The sequence below is a fragment of the Brevundimonas sp. UBA5713 genome (assembly GCF_002419815.1).
Taxonomy (GTDB): Bacteria; Pseudomonadota; Alphaproteobacteria; order Caulobacterales; family Caulobacteraceae; genus Brevundimonas.
Map to the genome: position 1 here is coordinate 76,629 of NZ_DIGV01000017.1, position 18,777 is coordinate 95,405.

Genomic DNA, 18,777 nt, shown 5'->3' on the forward strand with positions numbered 1-18,777 from the left:
AGATGTTTGAGGAACCGTCAATTTTTGACAACCGGCCCTCATCTGTCGGGCGGTTGCCCTTGTGCCGAGGACGCGATAAGCCTTCGCCATGATCTTGGGATTGCGCACACAGACAGGACGATGGCGCAGCTGATGTTTCAGCGGCCCTTACACCTGTGCGTTCGCCTCTTTGCGACGCGATGTCCCAGACGACCACTCTTCCAGAGTTCATTTTATGACTGACCAGACCCCGGCTCCCTACACCGGCCCGCGCCGTATTCTGTCCGGTATCCAGGCTTCCGGTGCCCTGCACCTTGGCAACTATCTGGGTGCCCTGAAACGCTTTGTCGAAATGCAGGATCAGGGCGAGCCCTGCTACCTGTTCGTAGCCGACATGCACGCCATCACCGTGTGGCAGGATCCGGCCAAGCTGACCGCCCAGACGCGCGAGATTGCCGCGGCCTATCTGGCGGCGGGCCTTGATCCGGAAAAGTCGGTCATCTTCCCGCAATCGGCTGTGCCGGCACATGCCGAACTGGCGTGGATTTTCAACTGCGTCGCCCGCCTTGGCTGGCTCGACCGCATGACCCAGTTCAAGGAAAAGTCCGGCAAGCACAAAGAGCGCTCCTCGGTCGGTCTCTACACCTATCCGGTGCTGCAGGCGGCGGACATCCTGCTCTACAAGGCGACCGGCGTGCCGGTCGGCGAAGACCAGAAACAGCACCTCGAACTGACCCGCGACATCGCCGCCAAGTTCAACAACGACTTTGGCGTACCGAACTTCTTCCCGCAGCCGGAACCGCTCATTCAGGGGCCGGCCACGCGCGTCATGAGCCTTCGAGACGGTTCGGCCAAGATGTCCAAGTCCGACCCGTCGGACCTGTCGCGCATCAACCTGACCGATGATGCCGACACCATCGCCAACAAGATCAAGAAGGCCAAGTCCGACATGGATGTGCTGCCGTCCGAGGTCGATGGTCTGGAAGGTCGCCCGGAAGCCAAGAACCTTGTGGCCATCTATGCGGCTCTGGCGGGGACCTCGCGCGAGGCCGTTCTGGCCGAGTTCGGCGGTCAGGGTTTCGGGGCCTTTAAACCCAAGCTGTCGGAACTGGCCGTGGAATCCATGGCTCCGGTCACCGAGCGCATGCGTCACCTTCTGAACGAACCGGCCGAGATCGACCGCGTTCTGGCCAAGGGTGCGGCTCAGGCCCGCGAAGTGGCCCAGCCCGTGGTCGAAGAGGTCAAGAAGATCGTCGGCTTCTGGCAGGGATGATCTGAACCGGAGGACGACCGATGTCACAGTATGTCGCGACCGTAGTGTGGGAACGTGAGGGCCCGACCTTCACCGATAACCGCTACAGCCGACGCCATCTGTGGCGTTTCGACGGCGGGGCCGAAGTGGTGGCCTCGTCGGCTCCGTCCTCCGTACCCTTGCCCTATTCCGACGCGTCGGCCGTCGATCCCGAAGAGGCTGTGGTGGCGGCAACCAGCAGTTGCCACATGCTGTTCTTCCTCAGTTTTGCCGCCAAGGCTGGCTTTGGCGTTGGCTGCTACGAAGATCAGGCCGTCGGCACCATGGGCAAGGACGAGCGCGGCAAGATCAGCCTGATCGATATTGTCCTGCGCCCGCGCATTCAATGGGACGGGCAGGTTCCCGATGAGGCGCAACTGGCCGATCTGCATCACCGCGCCCATGAAGCCTGCTACATCGCCAACTCCCTGCGTGCGACGGTGAGGGTCGAAGGTTAGTCTCCAATATGTCCTTTCACCCGCTCGATCGTGTGGTGCTAAGCGCCCTGACCTCGTCGCGCCAGTCGCATCTGGCCGTACAGGAGGGCGGTGCCGTGCGGATGGCCCCGGGCTACGGGGTGTTTGCGGCCGCGCTTCACCCCTCACAGCTTGGCGACATGGCCCGACTGCCGATATCCGAAGGCAAGCTGGTCACGGTGGAGGCTGAGCCTCAGGACTTGCCCGCCGGTTTTGGGTTGGAGAAGCAGGCCACTCTCTTGCAAATGACGCTGACCGCGCTCAGGGCTGGAAAGACGCGCGAGGTGCCTATGGAGCGTCTGACGGACGCCGATGCGCCGCAGATGTTGGAACTGGCGCGGCTGACGGAACCGGGCCCCTTCTTCGACAAGACCCACCTGTTGGGTGCCTTCTACGGGGTCAAGGAAGGCGGGCGGCTGTTGGCGATGGCCGGTGAGCGGATGAAGCCGGATGGTTTTACCGAGGTGTCGGGCGTTTGTGTCCGTCCCGACGCCCAAGGGCGTGGTTATGCGGCGGCTTTGATGCGACATGTGATCGAGGACATTCTGGCGCGCGGCGAGACGGCCTTCCTGCATTCCTACGACTACAATACGCGTGCCATCAGCCTGTACGAGGGGCTGGGGTTCAGCGTGCGGGCACCCATGAATATGCGCACCTTGGTAACGATCTAGGCCAGTTTGCGCAGGAAGCGGCTAAAACGCTCCAGCATGTCTTCGGTGCGTTCGGGGTTGTGTTTCATCGGCCCGTTGCTGGTCGGCTCGTCAAAGGCATGGGTGCCCTCGGCGACCCAGCTTTCCACGGTCGAGCCATTGGCGCGAATGGCGTCATTGACCTTTTCGGCATTGCGCACCGTGGTCAGGTGATCGCGGCTACACGTCACGGCATAGACGTCTGATTTAAAGTTCCAGCGCTGCATCCGGTGCGGGGCCAGCGGCCCGACATAGGCATAAGCCAACCAGACGCCCACGGGAGGCGAAAGGCCGTGCCGACCGGCATCCTTTAGACCCAGTGCGCCGTCTTCCAGCGTGGCCACCATCAGCTCCATGATGGACCATCCGCCGTGCGACCAGCCCCCCAGAACCACCTTGTCAGGCCGCACGTCAGGCCGCGCCGCAACCCCGTGCCACGCAGCCAGAAGGTCGCCCGCACGGTCGATACCGCGAAACATCAGATTGGTGCACACGGTCATCAGGGTACGCATCCGCCCCCAGCCGCGCGGACCATAGCTGTCGATGATAAAGGCGCGCCACCCCGCCGCCTTGGCCACCTCCGCATAGCGCGGCAGATGGCTGCGCAAACCGCCGCAACCGTGGAACAGCAGCACTGCCGGACGGGGCAGGTCGTCGTCCGGTCCGACAACGATCACATGCGGCTCAAGAGCGGCCCAACGGCTGGCTAGCGTATCCATGACGCTGACATAAGCAGAGACCACCCAAAGAAAAAGGCACGGCATCTAACGCACCGCGCCTTTCTTTTTGTTGCTATCGCTCGCCCCGCGGGGGCTCGCTACTTGAGCAACGAACTAATCCCCGACGGGTCGAGAAGGCGAAGCCTTCTAACCCCGGCCACAGACTAGGCCGCGTCGGGTCGGGAGGTCCCGAAGGGCCAACGTCCGCGGCCCACTCAGAAATCGGGTGTTAGTGTCTAAAGACACGAGTTCCCGTGAAGACCATGGCGATGCCCTTTTCGTCGGCAGCCTTGATGACTTCCTCGTCGCGCATCGAGCCACCCGGTTGGATGACGCAGGTGGCACCGGCGGCAACCGCTTCCAGCAGGCCGTCGGCGAACGGGAAGAAGGCTTCCGAAGCGCAGGCCGAGCCTTCGGCCAGCGAGACGTCGAGGCCCTTGGCTTCGCCGGCTTCCTTGGCGCGGATGGCGGCGATACGGGCGCTGTCGCGGCGGTTCATCTGGCCTGCGCCGATGCCGGCGGTCTGGCCGTCCTTGGCATAGACGATGGCGTTCGACTTCACGTGCTTGGCGACGGTGAAGGCGAAGAGCATGTCCTCGATTTCCTTCTCGGTCGGCTGGCGCTTGGTCACGACCTTCAGGTCGGCAGCCGTCAGGTTCGACTGGTCGCGTGACTGCACGAGGAAGCCACCGGCGACCGAGCGGAAGACGTTACCTTCGGCGTGCGGATCAGGCAGGCCGTCGGTGATCAGCAGACGCAGGTTCTTCTTGGCCGCAAACACGGCCTTGGCCGCATCGTCAGCACCCGGTGCGATGACCACTTCGGTGAAGATTTCGGTGATGGCCTTGGCGGCGTCTTCGGTCAGCGGACGGTTGACGGCGATAACGCCACCGAAAGCTGAGACGGCGTCGCATTCCAGAGCGCGGGCATAGGCTTCGGCAAGGTCCTTGCCGACGGCCACGCCGCACGGGTTGGCGTGCTTGACGATGACGCAGGCCGGTTCCGAAAACTCGGCGACCAGCTCATAGGCGGCGTCGGCATCGGCGATGTTGTTATAGCCCAGTTCCTTGCCCTGGATCTGTTCGGCATAGGCGACACCCGGACGCTTTTCGCCGGTGCGGTAGAAGCTGCCGGTCTGGTGCGGGTTCTCGCCGTAACGCAGGGTCTGGGCCAGTTCGCCAGCAATCGACTTGCGGGCCGGAGCGGCATCTTCAAGCTGACCAGCGAACCACGACGACACGGCGGCGTCATAGGCGGCGGTGCGGGCGAAGGCGCGGGCGGCCAGTTTCTTGCGCAGGTCCAGCGAGGTCGAGCCGTCGGCCTTCAGGGCCTCGACGATCATGTTGATGCTCTCGGCGTCAACTGCGACCGCGACGTGGCCGTGGTTCTTGGAGCCCGAACGGATCATGGCGGGGCCGCCGATGTCGATGTTCTCGATGGCGGCTTCAAAGCCACCGCTGCTCTCGACGGTTTTTTCGAACGGATAGAGGTCGATCCAGACGATATCGATGGCACCGATATTGTGCTCGGTCATGGCCGCAGCGTGGGTCGGGGCGTTACGCACGCCCAACAGGCCACCGTGCACGATCGGGTGCAGGGTCTTGACGCGGCCGTCCATCATTTCCGGGAAACCGGTCAGGTCCGCCACATCCTTCACCGGCAGGCCAAAGCCCGCGATGGCCGCCTTGGTGCCGCCGGTCGAAACCAGTTCGACGCCGAGGTCGTGCAGGGTGCGGGCCACCTCTTCCAGTCCGGTCTTGTCGGACAGGGAGATCAGGGCGCGCGCAGGCGCAACCGCGTTAGGGGCGGGGGGAAAATCGGGAGCGGCGGGCATGGCGACGTCCGTTACAGCTGGGAGCAGGAGATGGCGCGCGCTCTAGCACCGGTATGCGGCGGCGTCACCCCTCGCGAGGCGCTTTACGGCCTTGCCGGTGAAGAAACTGCGCTCAGTCCTCGCTGGCGGGCGACAGTTTCCAGCGCACCTTGGTTTCAGCGTCCGTGCGGGCCGAGCCGCGCACCACGATCTGCAAGGTACGACGGGTCAGGCCTTCCTCTATGTGGACCGCCGGTTCGATGGCCACATCGGGGCCGTCGCTACGGAACCACCAGCCCTTGCCGGACGGGCCGCGCAACAGGATGCTGCGGCGGTCGCGTGCCAGAGACGCCTGCACGCCCGGTTCCAGATGGAAGCGCAGGGCGTAGGGCGCGGCGATGCGGCCGGGTGCCTCGCGATTTGACGGCGGATAAAGGCGCTCTTCGGCGCGCAGTTCGTCGTGGATCTGATCTAGATAGATGCGGCGCTGATGCAGCAGGCCGTACATGCCGATCCAGCCATCATGCTGAACTTCCAGCCAGACGGCTTCGTCGTTCTGCTGGTGGTCGCGGGTCAGGTGGATGGGATCGGAGATCAGGCGTGGACCCAACAGGTCGGCCTGCCAGCCGAACAGAGGCTCTCCCATCGGGCGCTCGCCCAGTGTCAGGGTCGAGGCACCGGTCGTCAGGCGCAGCGCGTGGCGCTCGGCGGCCTTGGGCGTCCAACCGGCGGAGGTGAAAAGGCGGTCTTTACCGCACGAGATTTCCAAAGCGGCGGGCTGGCCGCAGGCGCTGACGGACCACGGACCCATGGCGGGGCCATCGACGTCCAGCATGATGGTGATCTGCGGACTGCTGACGCGCACAATGCCGCCAACCATGCTGGCTGTGGGCGCGGCAGGCTGGTCGTCGTGGGCGCGGGCGGCAGCCACGCGGGCCTTGGTCGAGGGGCCACCACCTTGAAACACAGCCAGACGGCCATCGGGCTGCACCATGCTGCGCAGTCCGATGGTCAGGCGCGAGATGGCTTCTGCCACTGCGGGTGGCGTCGCCTGCGAAGTCTGGGACAGGGCGTCGTCCAGCGTCAGCAGATCGAGCAACAGCTCCATCGCCTGTTCTGGTGCGCGCGAGGCGTGCGAGCCGTCTTCGCGCACGGTTTCTTCAAGCGCGCGCGGCAGGCGGGCCAGTGCCTTGTCACGGATTTTGTCGGCGGCGGGGCCGGACAGGGTCATACCCGCAATGGCGGCGGCGATCAGGCGATCGGCACGTCCGACAATAGTGCTGGGCGGACGCAGCAGCTGGCGTGCTTGTCGCAGCAGGCTGTCGGCCAGTTTTTGCTGGCTGGCGGCCGGTGCCGTCTGCGCCAGACGCCGTGCGGCCACCGATAGATTATAGACGCGCCGCGACAGGATGGCGGGCGACCACGAAAACGGCGACCAGTCGGCAAACACATCGTGCCACGCCAGCACCATCTCCAGCGCATCGCGCACGCCGCGCTTGCCTTGCGCCATCATCAGCGGCAGCCAGTTGAAGCTGTGTAGTTCGACCGCATAGGTGCGGCTGGGCGTCGGCTGGGTCCACAGGTCCTGCGGATTGTCGGCTTCCAGCGACAGACCGGCCAGCGTCAGCTTGCCCCCCAGCAGCGGGCGCGGGGCCTCGCTGGGCAAGGGGCGGAAATCGCGCGGCGAAATCGTGAAGGCCGCATCCTTGGCCTTGCCCAGCGTCAGGGCATAACCGGGCAGACCATACAGTTCGATCCAGAGCTGGCGGGCCGTCAGCGCCTTTGCGATGGAGCCGAACAGGGCGGGGCTTGTTCTTTGGGTGGTGCGTGCTGCCAGCGGTGTGCGCACCGGTGCGCCGCGAAGTCCGGGGATGTGACCTTCCGACAGCGCGGTTTCGCTATCGCGGGGGGCGAAGGGTCCGAGAGACTTCATGCGGCTTTTAGGGCCTCGATATTAGGGGCGTAAGCGTCCGGACCACCCTTGAACACAAATGAACCGGCGACAAGGGCATCGGCACCCGCAGCCACACAGGCCCCTGCATTTGTGGCGACCACGCCGCCATCAACCTGAAGGTGTGCAGGCGAGCCTGCAGCGTCCAGAATGGCGCGGGCGCGCTCGATCTTGCGCAGCGAGCTGTCGATGAATTTCTGGCCGCCAAAGCCCGGATTGACCGACATGATCAGCACCAGATCGACCAGATCGACGCATTCTTCGAGGATCGACAGCGGCGTCCCGGGGTTGAACGCCAGACCGGCCTTGGCCCCCAGATGGCGGATTTGGCCCAGAGTCCGATGGACATGCGGGCCGCTTTCAGGATGCACGCTCAGGATGTCGGCACCGGCGACGCGGTAGGCTTCCAGCCAGTTATCGACCGGGGCGACCATCAGGTGCACGTCGAACGGCAGGCTGGTGTGGGGGCGCAGTGCCTTCACCACATCCGGACCAATGGTCAGATTGGGCACGAAATGGCCGTCCATGACATCGACGTGGATCCAGTCCGCCCCCGCCGTTTCCAGAGCGCGGATTTCCTCGCCCAGTTTGGAAAAGTCGCTGGCGAGGATGGACGGGCAGATCAGGGGAGCGGTGCGCTGGGTCATGAAAGGACGACTTACGTGCCTGCGCGCCACGGGGCAAGGTCATGGGTCAATGTCCGCCCCCTGATGTGGCCATAAGCCCTAGGCGCAGACAGCGCGGAAACCGGCAGCGGCGAACTTCACCATGTGATCGCAGGCCGTATCCAGATCGCCGGACTTGCACAGACCGCCCGACAGTCGGTCAAGACGACCGGTCTCGCCTAGGGTCAGGGTCAGCGAGCCGGACAGGTTGTGCCAGGCCCAGAACACCTGTTCGTCCTGTGCATCCGGCAAAATCTGTTTCACCAGTTCCAGCAGGCGTTTGATGGCGGGGTCGAAATAGCGGGCCATGGTTTCACCGCCAAAGGCCGGATTGGCATTGGTCTGGGCCACCAGCGCCGCATAGTGTTTCCAGCCGGGACCGCCTTTCAGAGACCATTGGAAGGGCGGACGCAGGAAGGCTTCGAACAGCCCCTCCAGCGTCATGTCGTTGCCCGCCGCCTCGGCATAGCGGTTGATGGCGGCGACGCGCTCGTTGTTCCAGACCTCGGCGCGGCGGTTGAACACCGCGTCGAACAGCTCCTTCTTGGCCCCGAAATAATAGTGGATCAGGGCCGTATCGACGCCTGCCTCCGAGGCCACCTCGCGGATGGTCACGCCATAGAAGCCGTGTTTGGAGAACAGGTCCTCGGCGGCATTCAGAATGGCTTCGCGTGTGTCGCCGTTGGCTTCCGCCGTAGACTTGCGCGGGCGGCCGCGCTTGGCCGCCGTTCCGCTGGCCGCGCGTGGCTTGCGCACCGTCGTGGCCGAGGGTGTAGGGGGAACGGCGTGATTGTCGGCCATCGGGGGCAAAGATTTGGCACTCATCTGGTCAAGCTACCCGTGTCTGGCCCCGGTGTGCAACGGCGCCACACGGTGCGGTGCAACTTAGCCTAACGGCAATCTTGGCGTTTGACAGGTCGGGCTTTAACCGTCACAGCTAAGAAAAATCATTGAACGCTGAATAAAAGCGTCGATCAGGTTGGAAACAGAGGGACTCAAATGAATCGTATGGTGAAGTGCGCCTTGTTGGCAGGCGCAGCCCTGAGCGCGATCGGCACGGCAGCTCACGCCCAGTCGGCGCAAGACACCACCGCCGTGGAAGACATCATCGTCACCGCCCGCCGTACCGAAGAGTCCGCGCAAAAGACGCCTCTGGCGCTGACCGCATTTTCGGGACAGTCGCTGGAACGTGCCGGTGCCCAGCAGGTCACCGATCTGCAAGGTGCCGTTCCGAACCTGAACCTTGTTCAAGGCCGCGGTTCGTCGAACTCCACCAATATCTACATCCGTGGCGTGGGTCAGCCCGATAGCCTTCAGACCTTCGACCCGGCTGTCGGTGTCTATGTGGATGACGTCTATTACTCGCGCATCCGTGGCACCCAGTTCGACCTGCTCGATCTGGAGCGGATCGAAATCCTGCGCGGCCCGCAAGGCACGCTTTACGGCAAGAACACCATCGGCGGTGCCATGAAGCTGGTCTCGCGTCGTCCGGACCAGGAATTCCGTGCGCGCGGTTCGGTCGCCTACGGCGATTATGACCTGATCGAAGCCCAAGGTGCGGTGTCTGGTCCGGTGACCGAAAACCTGGCTCTGGGCCTGTCGGTCCTGCACTCCGAGCGCGGGGGTTACGTCACCGATCCGGTCACCGGCGCGGAATATAACGACAAACACACCCAAGCGATCCGCGGTAGCCTGGCCTGGGACCCTGCAGCAAATTTCCGTATCGATCTCAGCGCCGATTACTCGAAGGACGATGCCGGTCTCACGGTTGGTCAGGCCCAGAACGATCTGACCGATCTGCTGAAGTCGGTGGTTCTGTATCCGGTCGCCACGCCGACTGCCGAGTACGATTTCAAGACCCGCACCACGCCGGGCCTGCCGAATGAGACCCGTCTGGAAACCTGGGGTACCGCGCTGCGTGCTACCTGGGATGTTTCGGACACCCTGAGCCTGAAGTCGATCACCAGCTATCGTGAACTGGCAACCGACGACTACATCGATTTCGACGCGACCGAGCTTGAAATCGCTGACTCGCTCGTGGCCGTTGACCAGAGCCAGGTCAGCCAAGAGCTGCAACTGACCTATTCGGGCAACCGCCTGAATGCGGTCGCGGGCCTCTACTATCTCAAGGAAGAAGTCGCTTCTCACCAAGAGAGCTACAACGACGCCCTGCTGGGGCCGGCATTCGGCAACTCGGGCTTCCTGCGCCTGATCGACGATACGCTGGAGACCACCTCCAAGGCGGTTTACGGCAACCTTTCGTATGACGTGACGGACAAGCTGCGCCTGTCGGCCGGCGTGCGTTATACCGAAGAAGAGAAGGACTACTGGCGCCACACCACGGCCGAGTACAACCTGCTGCCGGCGTTCAACTCCGCCTATACTTTTGCGCCGGATACCGGTGAATATGACGACACCTCGATCATGGTGTCGGCCGACTACCAGCTGTCTGACGACGCCATGGTCTATGCCCGCTATGCGCAGGGCTTCAAGTCGGGCGGCTTCAACGGTCGCGCGAACTCGGCGACCGAGGCGACCGAGTACCAACCGGAAACCGCTGACACCTTCGAAGTCGGTGCCAAGACCACTTTCTGGGACCGCCGTTTCCGTCTGAATGCTGCGGCCTTCATGACCCAGTATGAAGACTTCCAGGCCCGCGTTGCCGGTCTGGACACCGATCCGGCTACCGGCTTGCCTTCGCCGGTGCTTTCGGTGCTGAACGCGGGTCAACTGGACATTTTCGGCTTTGAGCTGGAAGGCGTTCTGGTGCCGGTGTCGGGCCTGACGCTGGACGCCCAGGTCGGCTTCCTCGAAGCGGACTACAAGGAGTTCAACGACGAGCGTTACGTCGGCTTCAATGGTTCGCGCGCGTTCCAGGATCCGGCCTTCTCGCCCAAGTGGACGCTGCGCTTCGGGGGCCAGTATGAATGGTCGCTGGCCAACGGATCGGCCCTGACGGTCGGCGGCGCAGCCAAATACCGTTCGCGCATGGCTCTGGCTGTCGACAATACCTATGAAAACAGCGATGCCGAGATTCCGGGCATGTATCAGGATGCCTACTGGCTGTACGACGCCCGCGTCGTGTGGTCGGACGCGTCGGATCGCTACAGCATCGGTGTGTACGGCCAGAACCTTTCTGACGAAGTCTACAAGACCGACGCTCAGGAGTTCTCCTCGATCGGTAACATCCGCACGGCCTATTTCGGTGCGCCGCGTACGTGGATGATCAAACTCACCGCCAAATATTAATGGTGGTTTGAGCCAAGAGTACGGGGCGGCGGCGCTGAGCCGCTGCCCCTTTTTGTTTCCAAACTCTGTTCTCTCGTTCTAGCGTAACGGGAAAGAACTAAGGGGAGGTGCTGATGTCCGCCAACGAGGCTGCTGTGCCCGGGGAGAAAGAGTTTTCTCCGGCGTATCGCTACTATGTGCTGGCCATCCTGGTCTTTGTTTACATGCTGAATTTCGTGGATCGGCAGATCATCGGGATTCTGGCGGCTCCTCTGAAGCAAGAGTTTGATCTGTCGGACAGCCAGTTTGGTCTGTTGGGCGGCATCGCCTTTGCCTCTGTCTATTCGACGCTGGCCATCCCTCTGGCGTGGCTGGCCGACCGGTCCAGCCGCGTGTGGATCATGACCGGTGCCCTGACTGTCTGGTCAGGCTTTACGGCGCTGTGCGGCGTAGCGGGCTCGTTCGGTCAGTTGTTCCTGTTCCGCATGGGCGTGGGTGTCGGCGAGGCTGGGGGCGTGGCTCCGGCCTATTCGCTGATCGCGGACTATTTCCCGCCGAACCAGCGCGCCCGCGCTCTGGCGGCTTTTGCTTTCGGTATTCCGCTGGGCACTGCAGGCGGCACATTGGTCGGGGGGCTGCTGGCGGCAGAGTACGGCTGGCGAACCGCCTTCATCGTGGTGGGCGTGCTGGGTGTGCTGGTCGCGCCTGTGCTTCGCCTGACGGTCCGTGATCCCAAGCGCGGCGGCACGGATGCGGCTGCCGCGCAGGCAGCACCGGCGGTTGCGCCTGTACCTCAGACCCCGTCGCCGGCGGTCTCTACCGGTCTGGGACGCAAGGTCGCACTGGCTTCTTTCGGCATTGCCGGCGTGTTTGCGGGTCTGGGTGCGCTTAGCCTGATGGGCGTGGGCGTGCAAAATCCTGTCATCCCCTTCTTTGGCGCAGGTCTGTTCACCGTCATCGGCATCTCTTTGTGGATCGCAAAGTCCACGGGCGATGTGATCATGCGCAAAAAGAGCTTCTGGCTTCTGTCGCTGGGGGCGGCTTCGTCCTCGGTTTGTGGTTATGGCGTCGCGGGCTGGTTGCCTCTGTTCTTCATGCGCAGCTTCGACCTGACCTTGTCGCAGGTCAGCTGGTACTATGCTGGCATCGCCCTGATCGGCGGTCTGCTGGGCATCTGGATGGGGGGGGCCGTTGCCGACAAAATGGCCAAGCGCTCCAAGGCGGCCTACCCGCTGGTTCCGGCGATTTGCTTCCTGATTTCGGCCCCGTGCTTCATTCTGGCGATGAACTCGCCGTGGCTGATCGGCATGCTGCCGGGCGGCGGTAGCCATGGCATGGCGCTGCTGCTGGCCTTCCTGATCTTTTTGATCCCGACGGGGCTTAATCTGGCCTGGCTGGGTCCAGTCACGGCAGCCGTCCAGCATCTGGCACCGGCTCCGATGCGCTCGACCGCCTCGGCCATCTTCTTGCTGATCAACAACCTGCTCGGGTTGGCGGTTGGCTTCTTCTACTTTGGGTGGATGAGCGATCTTCTTCGTCCGACATTCGGCGACGAGAGTTTGCGCTGGGCCATCTATACCGGCATGGGCTTTTATTTGCTGGCGTCGGTTCTGCTGTTCAGTGCATCGCGCACCCTGACCAAGGACTGGACCGAGTAAGGCTTTAAACCTCAGCCATTTAACTGCCAAAGGCCGTTCGCAGACGCGGACGGCCTTTGTGCATTGTAACTCTTCTTGTGCCTCAGTTAGCGACAGACTGTTGCACTGCGGAAGCCGCAACGCCTATAAGCCCGACCAAAGTTTCCCCAAACCTCTCCAATGGCGCGGATCTAATATGAACATTCACGAATATCAGGCCAAACAGGTCCTCAAGGCCTACGGCGCACCGGTCGCCGAAGGCGTCGCTATCACCTCGGCTGATCAGGCTGAAGCTGCCGCCAAGCAACTGCCTGGCCCGCTTTACGTCGTGAAGTCGCAGATCCACGCTGGTGGCCGCGGCAAGGGCAAGTTCAAGGAACTGGGCGCTGATGCCAAGGGCGGCGTCCGTCTGGCCTTCTCGATCGAAGAAGCCGTCGCCCACGCCAAGGAAATGCTGGGCAACACGCTCGTCACCGCCCAAACCGGCGAAGCTGGCAAGCAAGTGAACCGTCTGTACATCGAAGACGGGGCCGACATCGCCCGCGAACTGTACTGCTCGCTGCTGGTTGACCGTTCGGTCGGCCAAACCGCATTCGTCGTCTCGACCGAAGGCGGCATGGATATCGAAGAAGTGGCTCACGCCACTCCGGAAAGAATCCACACCATCGCCATCAATCCGGAAGCCGGCGTCACCGACGAGAACGTCGCTGCCATCAACGCCGCTCTGGAACTGACCGGTCAGGCTGCCGAAGACGGCAAGTCGCTGTTCCCGATCCTGTACAAGGCCTTCGTCGAGAAGGACATGGACATGCTCGAGATCAACCCGCTGATCGTCATGGAAAACGGTCACCTGCGCGTTCTGGACGCCAAGGTCTCGTTCGACGGCAACGCCCTGTACCGCCACGAAGACATCCGCGCCCTGCGCGATGAAACCGAAGAAGACGCCAAGGAAATCGAAGCCTCGAAGTGGGATCTCGCTTACGTGGCCCTCGACGGCAACATCGGCTGCATGGTGAACGGCGCTGGCCTGGCCATGGCCACCATGGACATCATCAAGCTGTACGGCAAAGAGCCGGCCAACTTCTGTGACGTCGGCGGCGGTGCCGGTAAGGAAAAGGTCGCTGCAGCCTTCAAGATCATCACCGCTGACCCGAAGGTCGAGGGCATCCTCGTCAACATCTTCGGCGGCATCATGAAGTGCGACGTCATCGCCGAAGGCGTTGTCGCTGCTGTGCAGGAAGTCGGCCTGAAGGTTCCGCTGGTGGTGCGTCTGGAAGGCACCAATGTCGAACTGGGCAAGAAGATCCTGAACGAGTCGGGTCTGGCCATCACCGCTGCTGACGATCTGGACGACGCCGCCCAGAAGATCGTCGCCGCTGTCGCCTAAGCCCTGCACACCAGAATTCAGAGAACAGACACATGTCCATCCTCGTCAATAAAGACACCAAGATCATCGTGCAGGGCCTGACCGGCAAGACCGGCGGCTTCCACACCGAACAGGCTCTGGCCTACCACGGCACCCAGATGGTTGCCGGCGTGCACCCGACCAAGGGCGGCACCAACTGGACCGGTTCGCACGGTGAAACCCTGCCGATCTACGCTTCGGTTGCCGAAGCCCGTGACGCCACCGGCGCTGACGCCTCGGTGATCTACGTTCCGCCGGCAGGTGCTGCCGACGCCATCATCGAAGCCATCGACGCCGAGATCCCGTTCATCACCTGCATCACCGAAGGTATTCCGGTGCAGGACATGGTGCGCGTCAAGGCTCGCCTGGACCGTTCGAACTCGCGCCTGCTGGGTCCGAACTGCCCGGGTATCATGACCCCGGACGAGTGCAAGATCGGCATCATGCCGGGCTCGATCTTCAAGAAGGGCAACGTGGGTATCGTCTCGCGTTCGGGCACCCTGACCTATGAAGCCGTGTTCCAGACCACCAACGAAGGTCTGGGCCAGACCACGGCTGTCGGCATCGGTGGTGACCCGGTCAAGGGCACCGAGTTCATCGACGTGCTGGAAATGTTCCTGGCCGACGAAGAAACCCAATCGATCATCATGATCGGCGAAATCGGCGGCTCGGCCGAAGAAGACGCCGCCCAGTTCCTGATCGACGAAGCCAAGAAGGGCCGTAAGAAGCCGATGGCTGGCTTCATCGCGGGCCGTACCGCGCCGAAGGGCCGCACCATGGGCCACGCCGGTGCTGTGGTCTCGGGCGGCAAGGGCGATGCAGAATCCAAGATCGCTGCCATGGAAGCCGCTGGCATCCGTGTCTCGCCGTCGCCGGCACGTCTGGGCAAGACCCTGGTCGAAGTGCTCAAGGGCTAAGTCCCGACTTCGGTTTCTAAGACCAAAGCAGAAGGCGGCAGGGGAGACCCTGCCGCCTTTTTCGCGTTAAGGAATAATGAAATGAAACTCGCCTACGACGTGTGAGTGAGCGTTGACGCAGGGTGAACGGGAGAAATTTCGCGCGAGGTGAGTGTTTCGAAAGCCTCACCCGTCACTGGAAGGCGTTTTTTCTTCCGGATTCGACGAAATTACACCCGTTTGGCCTCTCTTCGGTCATGACCAGTAAGGAAAGTGGGCCTATATGAGCCTCGCCCGCCCATCTCCGATTGAGAGGGCGGTTGAAAAGGATGTGTGAGATAAAATGGCGGACGATGCGGGTCGGCTGAACCAGGTCTTTGCCGAGACCTCTTTCCTTTACGGTGCCAACGCGGCCTTCATTGAAGACCTGCACGAGAAATGGGCCAATGACCCGTCCTCGGTGTCGGCGGAATGGCGCAGCTTCTTTGATCAGCTGAAAGACAATGCTGATCTGGTCAAGCAGTCGGCCGGTGCCGGTTCGTGGGGCCGCAATGGCGGCGACGATCCGACCGAAGAGACCGCCGTGTTTGACGGCCGCTGGCCCGCGCCCAGGGCTGACCCCAAGGGTGGCAAGCCGGGTGCCCGCCCTGCACAGCCGGCGGCAGCTGCCAATGGCTCGCTGACCGAAGATCACGTCCGCGCCGCTGCTCACGACTCCATCCGCGCCCTGATGCTGATCCGCGCCTTCCGCGTGAACGGCCATCTGGCCGCGAACCTCGACCCGCTGGGCATCGAGAAGCCGGTCAACAATCCGGAACTGACCCCTGAATTCTACGGCTTCACCGCCGCCGACATGGATCGCAAGATCTTCCTCGACGGCGTGCTGGGTCTGCAAACCGCTTCCCTCAAGGAAGTGATGGAGATCCTGAAGCGCACCTACGCCGGTACCATCGGCGTGCAGTACATGCACATCTCCGAGCCGGAAGAAAAAGCCTGGCTGCAAGAGCGCATCGAAGGTGCCGACAAGTTCGAGAAGAACGCCTTCACCAAGGAAGGCAAGCTGGCCATCCTTAACAAGCTGATCGAGGCCGAGGGCTTCGAACGCTTCCTGCACAAGCGTTTCCCGGGCACCAAGCGTTTCGGCCTTGATGGTGGTGAAGCCATGGTTCCGGCCATGGAGCAGATCATCAAGCGCGGCGGCTCGCTGGGCGTCGACGAGATGGTGTTCGGCATGGCCCACCGTGGCCGCCTGAACATGCTGGCTGCCGTCATGGGCAAGCCGTACAAGGCCATCTTCCACGAGTTCCAGGGTGGTTCGACCGTGCCTTCGGACATCGAAGGCTCGGGCGATGTGAAATATCACATGGGCGCTTCGTCGGACCGCGAGTTCGACGGCAACAAGGTCCACCTGTCGCTGACCGCCAACCCGTCGCACCTCGAGATCGTCAACCCGGTCGTGCTGGGTAAGGCTCGCGCCAAGCAGGCCTTCGACATCCGTGAGGCCGAAGAGAACAAGGGCAAGCCCGATACCGAATGGTCGCTGGACCGTTCCAAGGTTATGCCGGTGCTCATCCACGGTGACGCCGCCTTCGCAGGTCAGGGCGTTGTGGCTGAATGCTTCGCGCTGATGGGTCTCAAGGGCTACCGCACCGGCGGTACCATGCACTTCGTCATCAACAACCAGATCGGCTTTACGACGGCCCCGCGCAACTCGCGCTCGACGCCGTATCCGTCGGATGTGGCCCTGATGGTGCAGGCCCCGATCTTCCACGTGAACGGTGACGATCCGGAAGCTGTGGTGTTCGCGGCCAAGGTGGCTGCTGAGTACCGCCAGAAATTCCACAAGGACGTGGTGGTGGACATGTTCTGCTACCGTCGCTTCGGCCACAACGAAGGCGACGACCCGACGTTCACCCAGCCGCTGATGTACGCCAAGATCAAGAACCAGCCCTCGACGCGCGAACTGTATTCGCAGCGTCTGGTGGCCGAAGGTGTGATCTCCCAGGCCGAAGTCGACGCCCAGATCGCCAAGTTCGAGGCCTTCCTCGACGCCGAGTTCGAAGCCGGCAAGTCGTTCAAGGCCGAAAAGGCTGACTGGCTGGACGGCAACTGGAAGGGCCTGGGCGCTGAAAAGACCGAGGACGCCGCATGGCGTGGCTCGACCGCGGTTCCGGCTGCAAAGCTGCAAGACTACGGCGCTCGCCTGACCTCGATCCCGAACAGCGTCGACGTTCACAAGACCCTGAAGCGCGTCATCGACGCCCGCCGCGAAGCTGTCGCCACCGGCGAAGGCATCGACTGGGCCACGGCTGAAAGCCTCGCTTTCGCGTCGCTGGTCGATGAAGGTTTCAACGTGCGTCTGTCCGGTCAGGACTCGGTGCGCGGCACTTTCTCGCAACGTCACTCGGGCATCACCGACCAGACCACCGAAGAGCGCTACTTCCCGCTGAACAATCTGCGCGAAGGCCAGGGCCATTTCGAAGTCATCGACTCGGCCCTGTCGGAAGAAGCCGTGCTCGGGTTCGAATACGGCTACTCGCTGGCCGATCCGAATACCCTGACCCTGTGGGAAGGCCAGTTCGGCGACTTCGTGAACGGTGCACAGGTCGTGATCGACCAGTTCATCTCTTCGGGTGAGCGCAAGTGGCTGCGTATGTCGGGCCTGACCATGCTGCTGCCGCATGGCTATGAAGGGCAGGGCCCCGAGCACTCCTCGGCACGCCTTGAGCGCTTCCTGCAGCAGTGCGCCGAGAACAATATGCAGGTCGCCAACTGCACCACGCCGGCCAACTACTTCCACATCCTGCGTCGCCAGCTGCACCGCGAGTTCCGCAAGCCGCTGATCCTGATGACGCCGAAGTCGCTGCTGCGTCACAAGAAGGCCGTCTCGACCCTGGCCGACATGGCCGAGGGTTCGTCCTTCCACCGCGTGCTGCGTGACGATGCCGAGCTGCGTCCGACCGTCGCCGGTGTCTCGCTGAAGTCCGACAAGGACATCCGCAAGGTCATCGTCTGCTCGGGCAAGGTTTACTATGACCTGCTCGACGCCCGCGAAAAGGCTGGCATCAACGACATCTACATCCTGCGTCTGGAACAGTTCTATCCGTGGCCGATCAAGTCGATCTCGGCGGAACTGGCCCGCTTCCCGAACGCTGATCTGGTATGGTGTCAGGAAGAGCCGAAGAACATGGGCGGCTGGACCTTCGTGGATCCGTGGCTCGAACTGACCCTCGAGAAACTTGACGTGAAGGCCAAGCGCGCCCGTTACGTCGGTCGTCCGGCTTCGGCCTCGACCGCCGCGGGCCTGATGAGCCGCCACCTGAAGGAACTCGAGACCTTCCTCGCCGAGGCCATGGCCTAACCGCCGTCGTCGCACTAGAACGTATTCAAAGACCCGTTACGAAAAAGAGCCCCTGCAATGGCTGATATTCTGACCCCCGCCCTCGGTGAATCCGTATCCGAAGCCACCATCGCCAAGTGGACCAAAAAGGTCGGCGACGCGGTGAAGAAGGACGAAGTCCTCGTCGAACTGGAAACCGACAAGGTTTCTCTGGAAGTTGTGGCCCCGGCTGACGGCACCTTGGCCGCCATCAATGCCGGTGAAGGTGACACCGTGGTTCCGGGCACCGTTCTGGGGCAGGTCTCTGAAGGTGGCGCAGCGGCTGCGTCGGCTCCGGCCGCTGAAGCCCCTGCCGCAGCGGCTGCTCCGGCTGCTGCTGCCGGTGGCGCTTCGGTTGATGTCGCTGTCCCGACCATGGGCGAAAGCGTCGCCGAGGGTTCGGTCGGCAACTGGCTGAAGAAGTCGGGCGACACCGTCGCCAAGGACGAGCTGCTGGTCGAGATCGAAACCGACAAGGTCGCTGTCGAAGTGTCGGCTCCGGAAGCGGGCGTGCTGACCATCAACGTGGAATCCGGCGCTGCCGTCACCCCGGGTCAGGTCATCGCTACCATCTCGGCTTCGGGCGCTGCCGCTGCGGCCGCTCCGAAGGCTGCTGCCGCTCCGGCTCCGGCCGCCGCGCCGGCTGCTT

14 protein-coding genes are annotated in these 18,777 nt (G+C 62.8%); 9 read left to right on the forward strand and 5 right to left on the reverse strand.

The features are described from left to right. Positions 1–214 precede the first annotated feature (214 nt). From trpS to B3B04_RS03810, 3 genes are read left to right on the forward strand one after another with little or no spacing between them, the layout of a single operon-like run. Entirely contained in the window at positions 215–1,252 is a 1,038-nt protein-coding gene (trpS, locus tag B3B04_RS03800; RefSeq protein WP_292040031.1) for a tryptophan--tRNA ligase, read from the forward strand. Positions 1,253–1,272: 20 nt separating this feature from the next. Further along, positions 1,273–1,728 carry an OsmC family protein gene (locus B3B04_RS03805; protein ID WP_292040033.1) on the forward strand — a complete coding sequence of 152 codons (456 nt, stop codon included), beginning with the start codon at positions 1,273–1,275 and terminating at the stop codon, positions 1,726–1,728. Between the two features lie 8 nt (positions 1,729–1,736). Continuing rightward, the gene (locus B3B04_RS03810) at positions 1,737–2,417 is read left to right on the forward strand and encodes a GNAT family N-acetyltransferase (protein WP_292040034.1); all 681 of its coding nucleotides are present in this window, start codon (positions 1,737–1,739) and stop codon (positions 2,415–2,417) included. On the opposite strand, the gene B3B04_RS03815 is transcribed toward B3B04_RS03810, so the two are convergent. From B3B04_RS03815 to B3B04_RS03835, 5 genes are all read right to left on the reverse strand, one after another. After that, positions 2,414–3,154, reverse strand: coding sequence for a dienelactone hydrolase family protein (locus B3B04_RS03815; protein ID WP_292040035.1), 741 nt, complete (start codon positions 3,152–3,154; stop codon positions 2,414–2,416). The genes B3B04_RS03810 and B3B04_RS03815 overlap by 4 nt on opposite strands. A 229-nt stretch (positions 3,155–3,383) precedes the next feature. Next, positions 3,384–4,988 carry a bifunctional phosphoribosylaminoimidazolecarboxamide formyltransferase/IMP cyclohydrolase gene (gene purH / locus B3B04_RS03820; protein ID WP_292040036.1) on the reverse strand — a complete coding sequence of 535 codons (1,605 nt, stop codon included), beginning with the start codon at positions 4,986–4,988 and terminating at the stop codon, positions 3,384–3,386. Positions 4,989–5,100: 112 nt separating this feature from the next. Continuing rightward, entirely contained in the window at positions 5,101–6,900 is a 1,800-nt protein-coding gene (locus B3B04_RS03825; RefSeq protein ID WP_292040038.1) for a heparinase II/III family protein, read from the reverse strand. Then, complete coding sequence (gene rpe / locus B3B04_RS03830; RefSeq protein WP_292040039.1) at positions 6,897–7,565, reverse strand: ribulose-phosphate 3-epimerase; 669 nt, start codon at positions 7,563–7,565, stop codon at positions 6,897–6,899. Before rpe ends, B3B04_RS03825 begins: the two co-directional genes overlap by 4 nt. Before the next feature lie 78 nt (positions 7,566–7,643). Further along, positions 7,644–8,408, reverse strand: a complete 765-nt coding sequence (locus tag B3B04_RS03835; RefSeq protein ID WP_292040040.1) for a TetR/AcrR family transcriptional regulator — start codon at positions 8,406–8,408, stop codon at positions 7,644–7,646. Positions 8,409–8,582: 174 nt separating this feature from the next. Here B3B04_RS03835 and B3B04_RS03840 point away from each other — a divergent pair, with 174 nt between their 5' ends. From B3B04_RS03840 to B3B04_RS03865, 6 genes are all read left to right on the forward strand, one after another. Then, the gene (locus B3B04_RS03840) at positions 8,583–10,832 is read left to right on the forward strand and encodes a TonB-dependent receptor (protein WP_292040041.1); all 2,250 of its coding nucleotides are present in this window, start codon (positions 8,583–8,585) and stop codon (positions 10,830–10,832) included. A gap of 113 nt (positions 10,833–10,945) precedes the next feature. After that, positions 10,946–12,469 (forward strand): spinster family MFS transporter, encoded by a 1,524-nt coding sequence (locus B3B04_RS03845; protein WP_292040043.1) that lies wholly within the window; start codon positions 10,946–10,948, stop codon positions 12,467–12,469. Positions 12,470–12,644: 175 nt separating this feature from the next. Continuing rightward, positions 12,645–13,835 (forward strand): ADP-forming succinate--CoA ligase subunit beta, encoded by a 1,191-nt coding sequence (sucC, locus tag B3B04_RS03850; RefSeq protein WP_292040045.1) that lies wholly within the window; start codon positions 12,645–12,647, stop codon positions 13,833–13,835. Between the two features lie 32 nt (positions 13,836–13,867). After that, positions 13,868–14,770 carry a succinate--CoA ligase subunit alpha gene (gene sucD / locus B3B04_RS03855; RefSeq protein ID WP_292040046.1) on the forward strand — a complete coding sequence of 301 codons (903 nt, stop codon included), beginning with the start codon at positions 13,868–13,870 and terminating at the stop codon, positions 14,768–14,770. A 322-nt stretch (positions 14,771–15,092) separates the two neighbouring features. Next, the gene (locus B3B04_RS03860; protein WP_292040047.1) at positions 15,093–18,110 is read left to right on the forward strand and encodes a 2-oxoglutarate dehydrogenase E1 component; all 3,018 of its coding nucleotides are present in this window, start codon (positions 15,093–15,095) and stop codon (positions 18,108–18,110) included. A gap of 57 nt (positions 18,111–18,167) precedes the next feature. After that, the coding region (locus tag B3B04_RS03865) for a biotin/lipoyl-containing protein (protein WP_292040049.1) at positions 18,168–18,777 on the forward strand (610 nt) is incomplete at its 3' end.

Coding starts and splice junctions, on each gene's coding strand:
- trpS (WP_292040031.1), top strand. CDS start 215: ATGACTGACCAGACCCCGGCTCCCTACACCGGCCCGCGCCGTATTCTG.
- B3B04_RS03805 (WP_292040033.1), top strand. CDS start 1,273: ATGTCACAGTATGTCGCGACCGTAGTGTGGGAACGTGAGGGCCCGACC.
- B3B04_RS03810 (WP_292040034.1), top strand. CDS start 1,737: ATGTCCTTTCACCCGCTCGATCGTGTGGTGCTAAGCGCCCTGACCTCG.
- B3B04_RS03815 (WP_292040035.1), bottom strand. CDS start 3,154: ATGGATACGCTAGCCAGCCGTTGGGCCGCTCTTGAGCCGCATGTGATC.
- purH (WP_292040036.1), bottom strand. CDS start 4,988: ATGCCCGCCGCTCCCGATTTTCCCCCCGCCCCTAACGCGGTTGCGCCT.
- B3B04_RS03825 (WP_292040038.1), bottom strand. CDS start 6,900: ATGAAGTCTCTCGGACCCTTCGCCCCCCGCGATAGCGAAACCGCGCTG.
- rpe (WP_292040039.1), bottom strand. CDS start 7,565: ATGACCCAGCGCACCGCTCCCCTGATCTGCCCGTCCATCCTCGCCAGC.
- B3B04_RS03835 (WP_292040040.1), bottom strand. CDS start 8,408: ATGAGTGCCAAATCTTTGCCCCCGATGGCCGACAATCACGCCGTTCCC.
- B3B04_RS03840 (WP_292040041.1), top strand. CDS start 8,583: ATGAATCGTATGGTGAAGTGCGCCTTGTTGGCAGGCGCAGCCCTGAGC.
- B3B04_RS03845 (WP_292040043.1), top strand. CDS start 10,946: ATGTCCGCCAACGAGGCTGCTGTGCCCGGGGAGAAAGAGTTTTCTCCG.
- sucC (WP_292040045.1), top strand. CDS start 12,645: ATGAACATTCACGAATATCAGGCCAAACAGGTCCTCAAGGCCTACGGC.
- sucD (WP_292040046.1), top strand. CDS start 13,868: ATGTCCATCCTCGTCAATAAAGACACCAAGATCATCGTGCAGGGCCTG.
- B3B04_RS03860 (WP_292040047.1), top strand. CDS start 15,093: ATGGCGGACGATGCGGGTCGGCTGAACCAGGTCTTTGCCGAGACCTCT.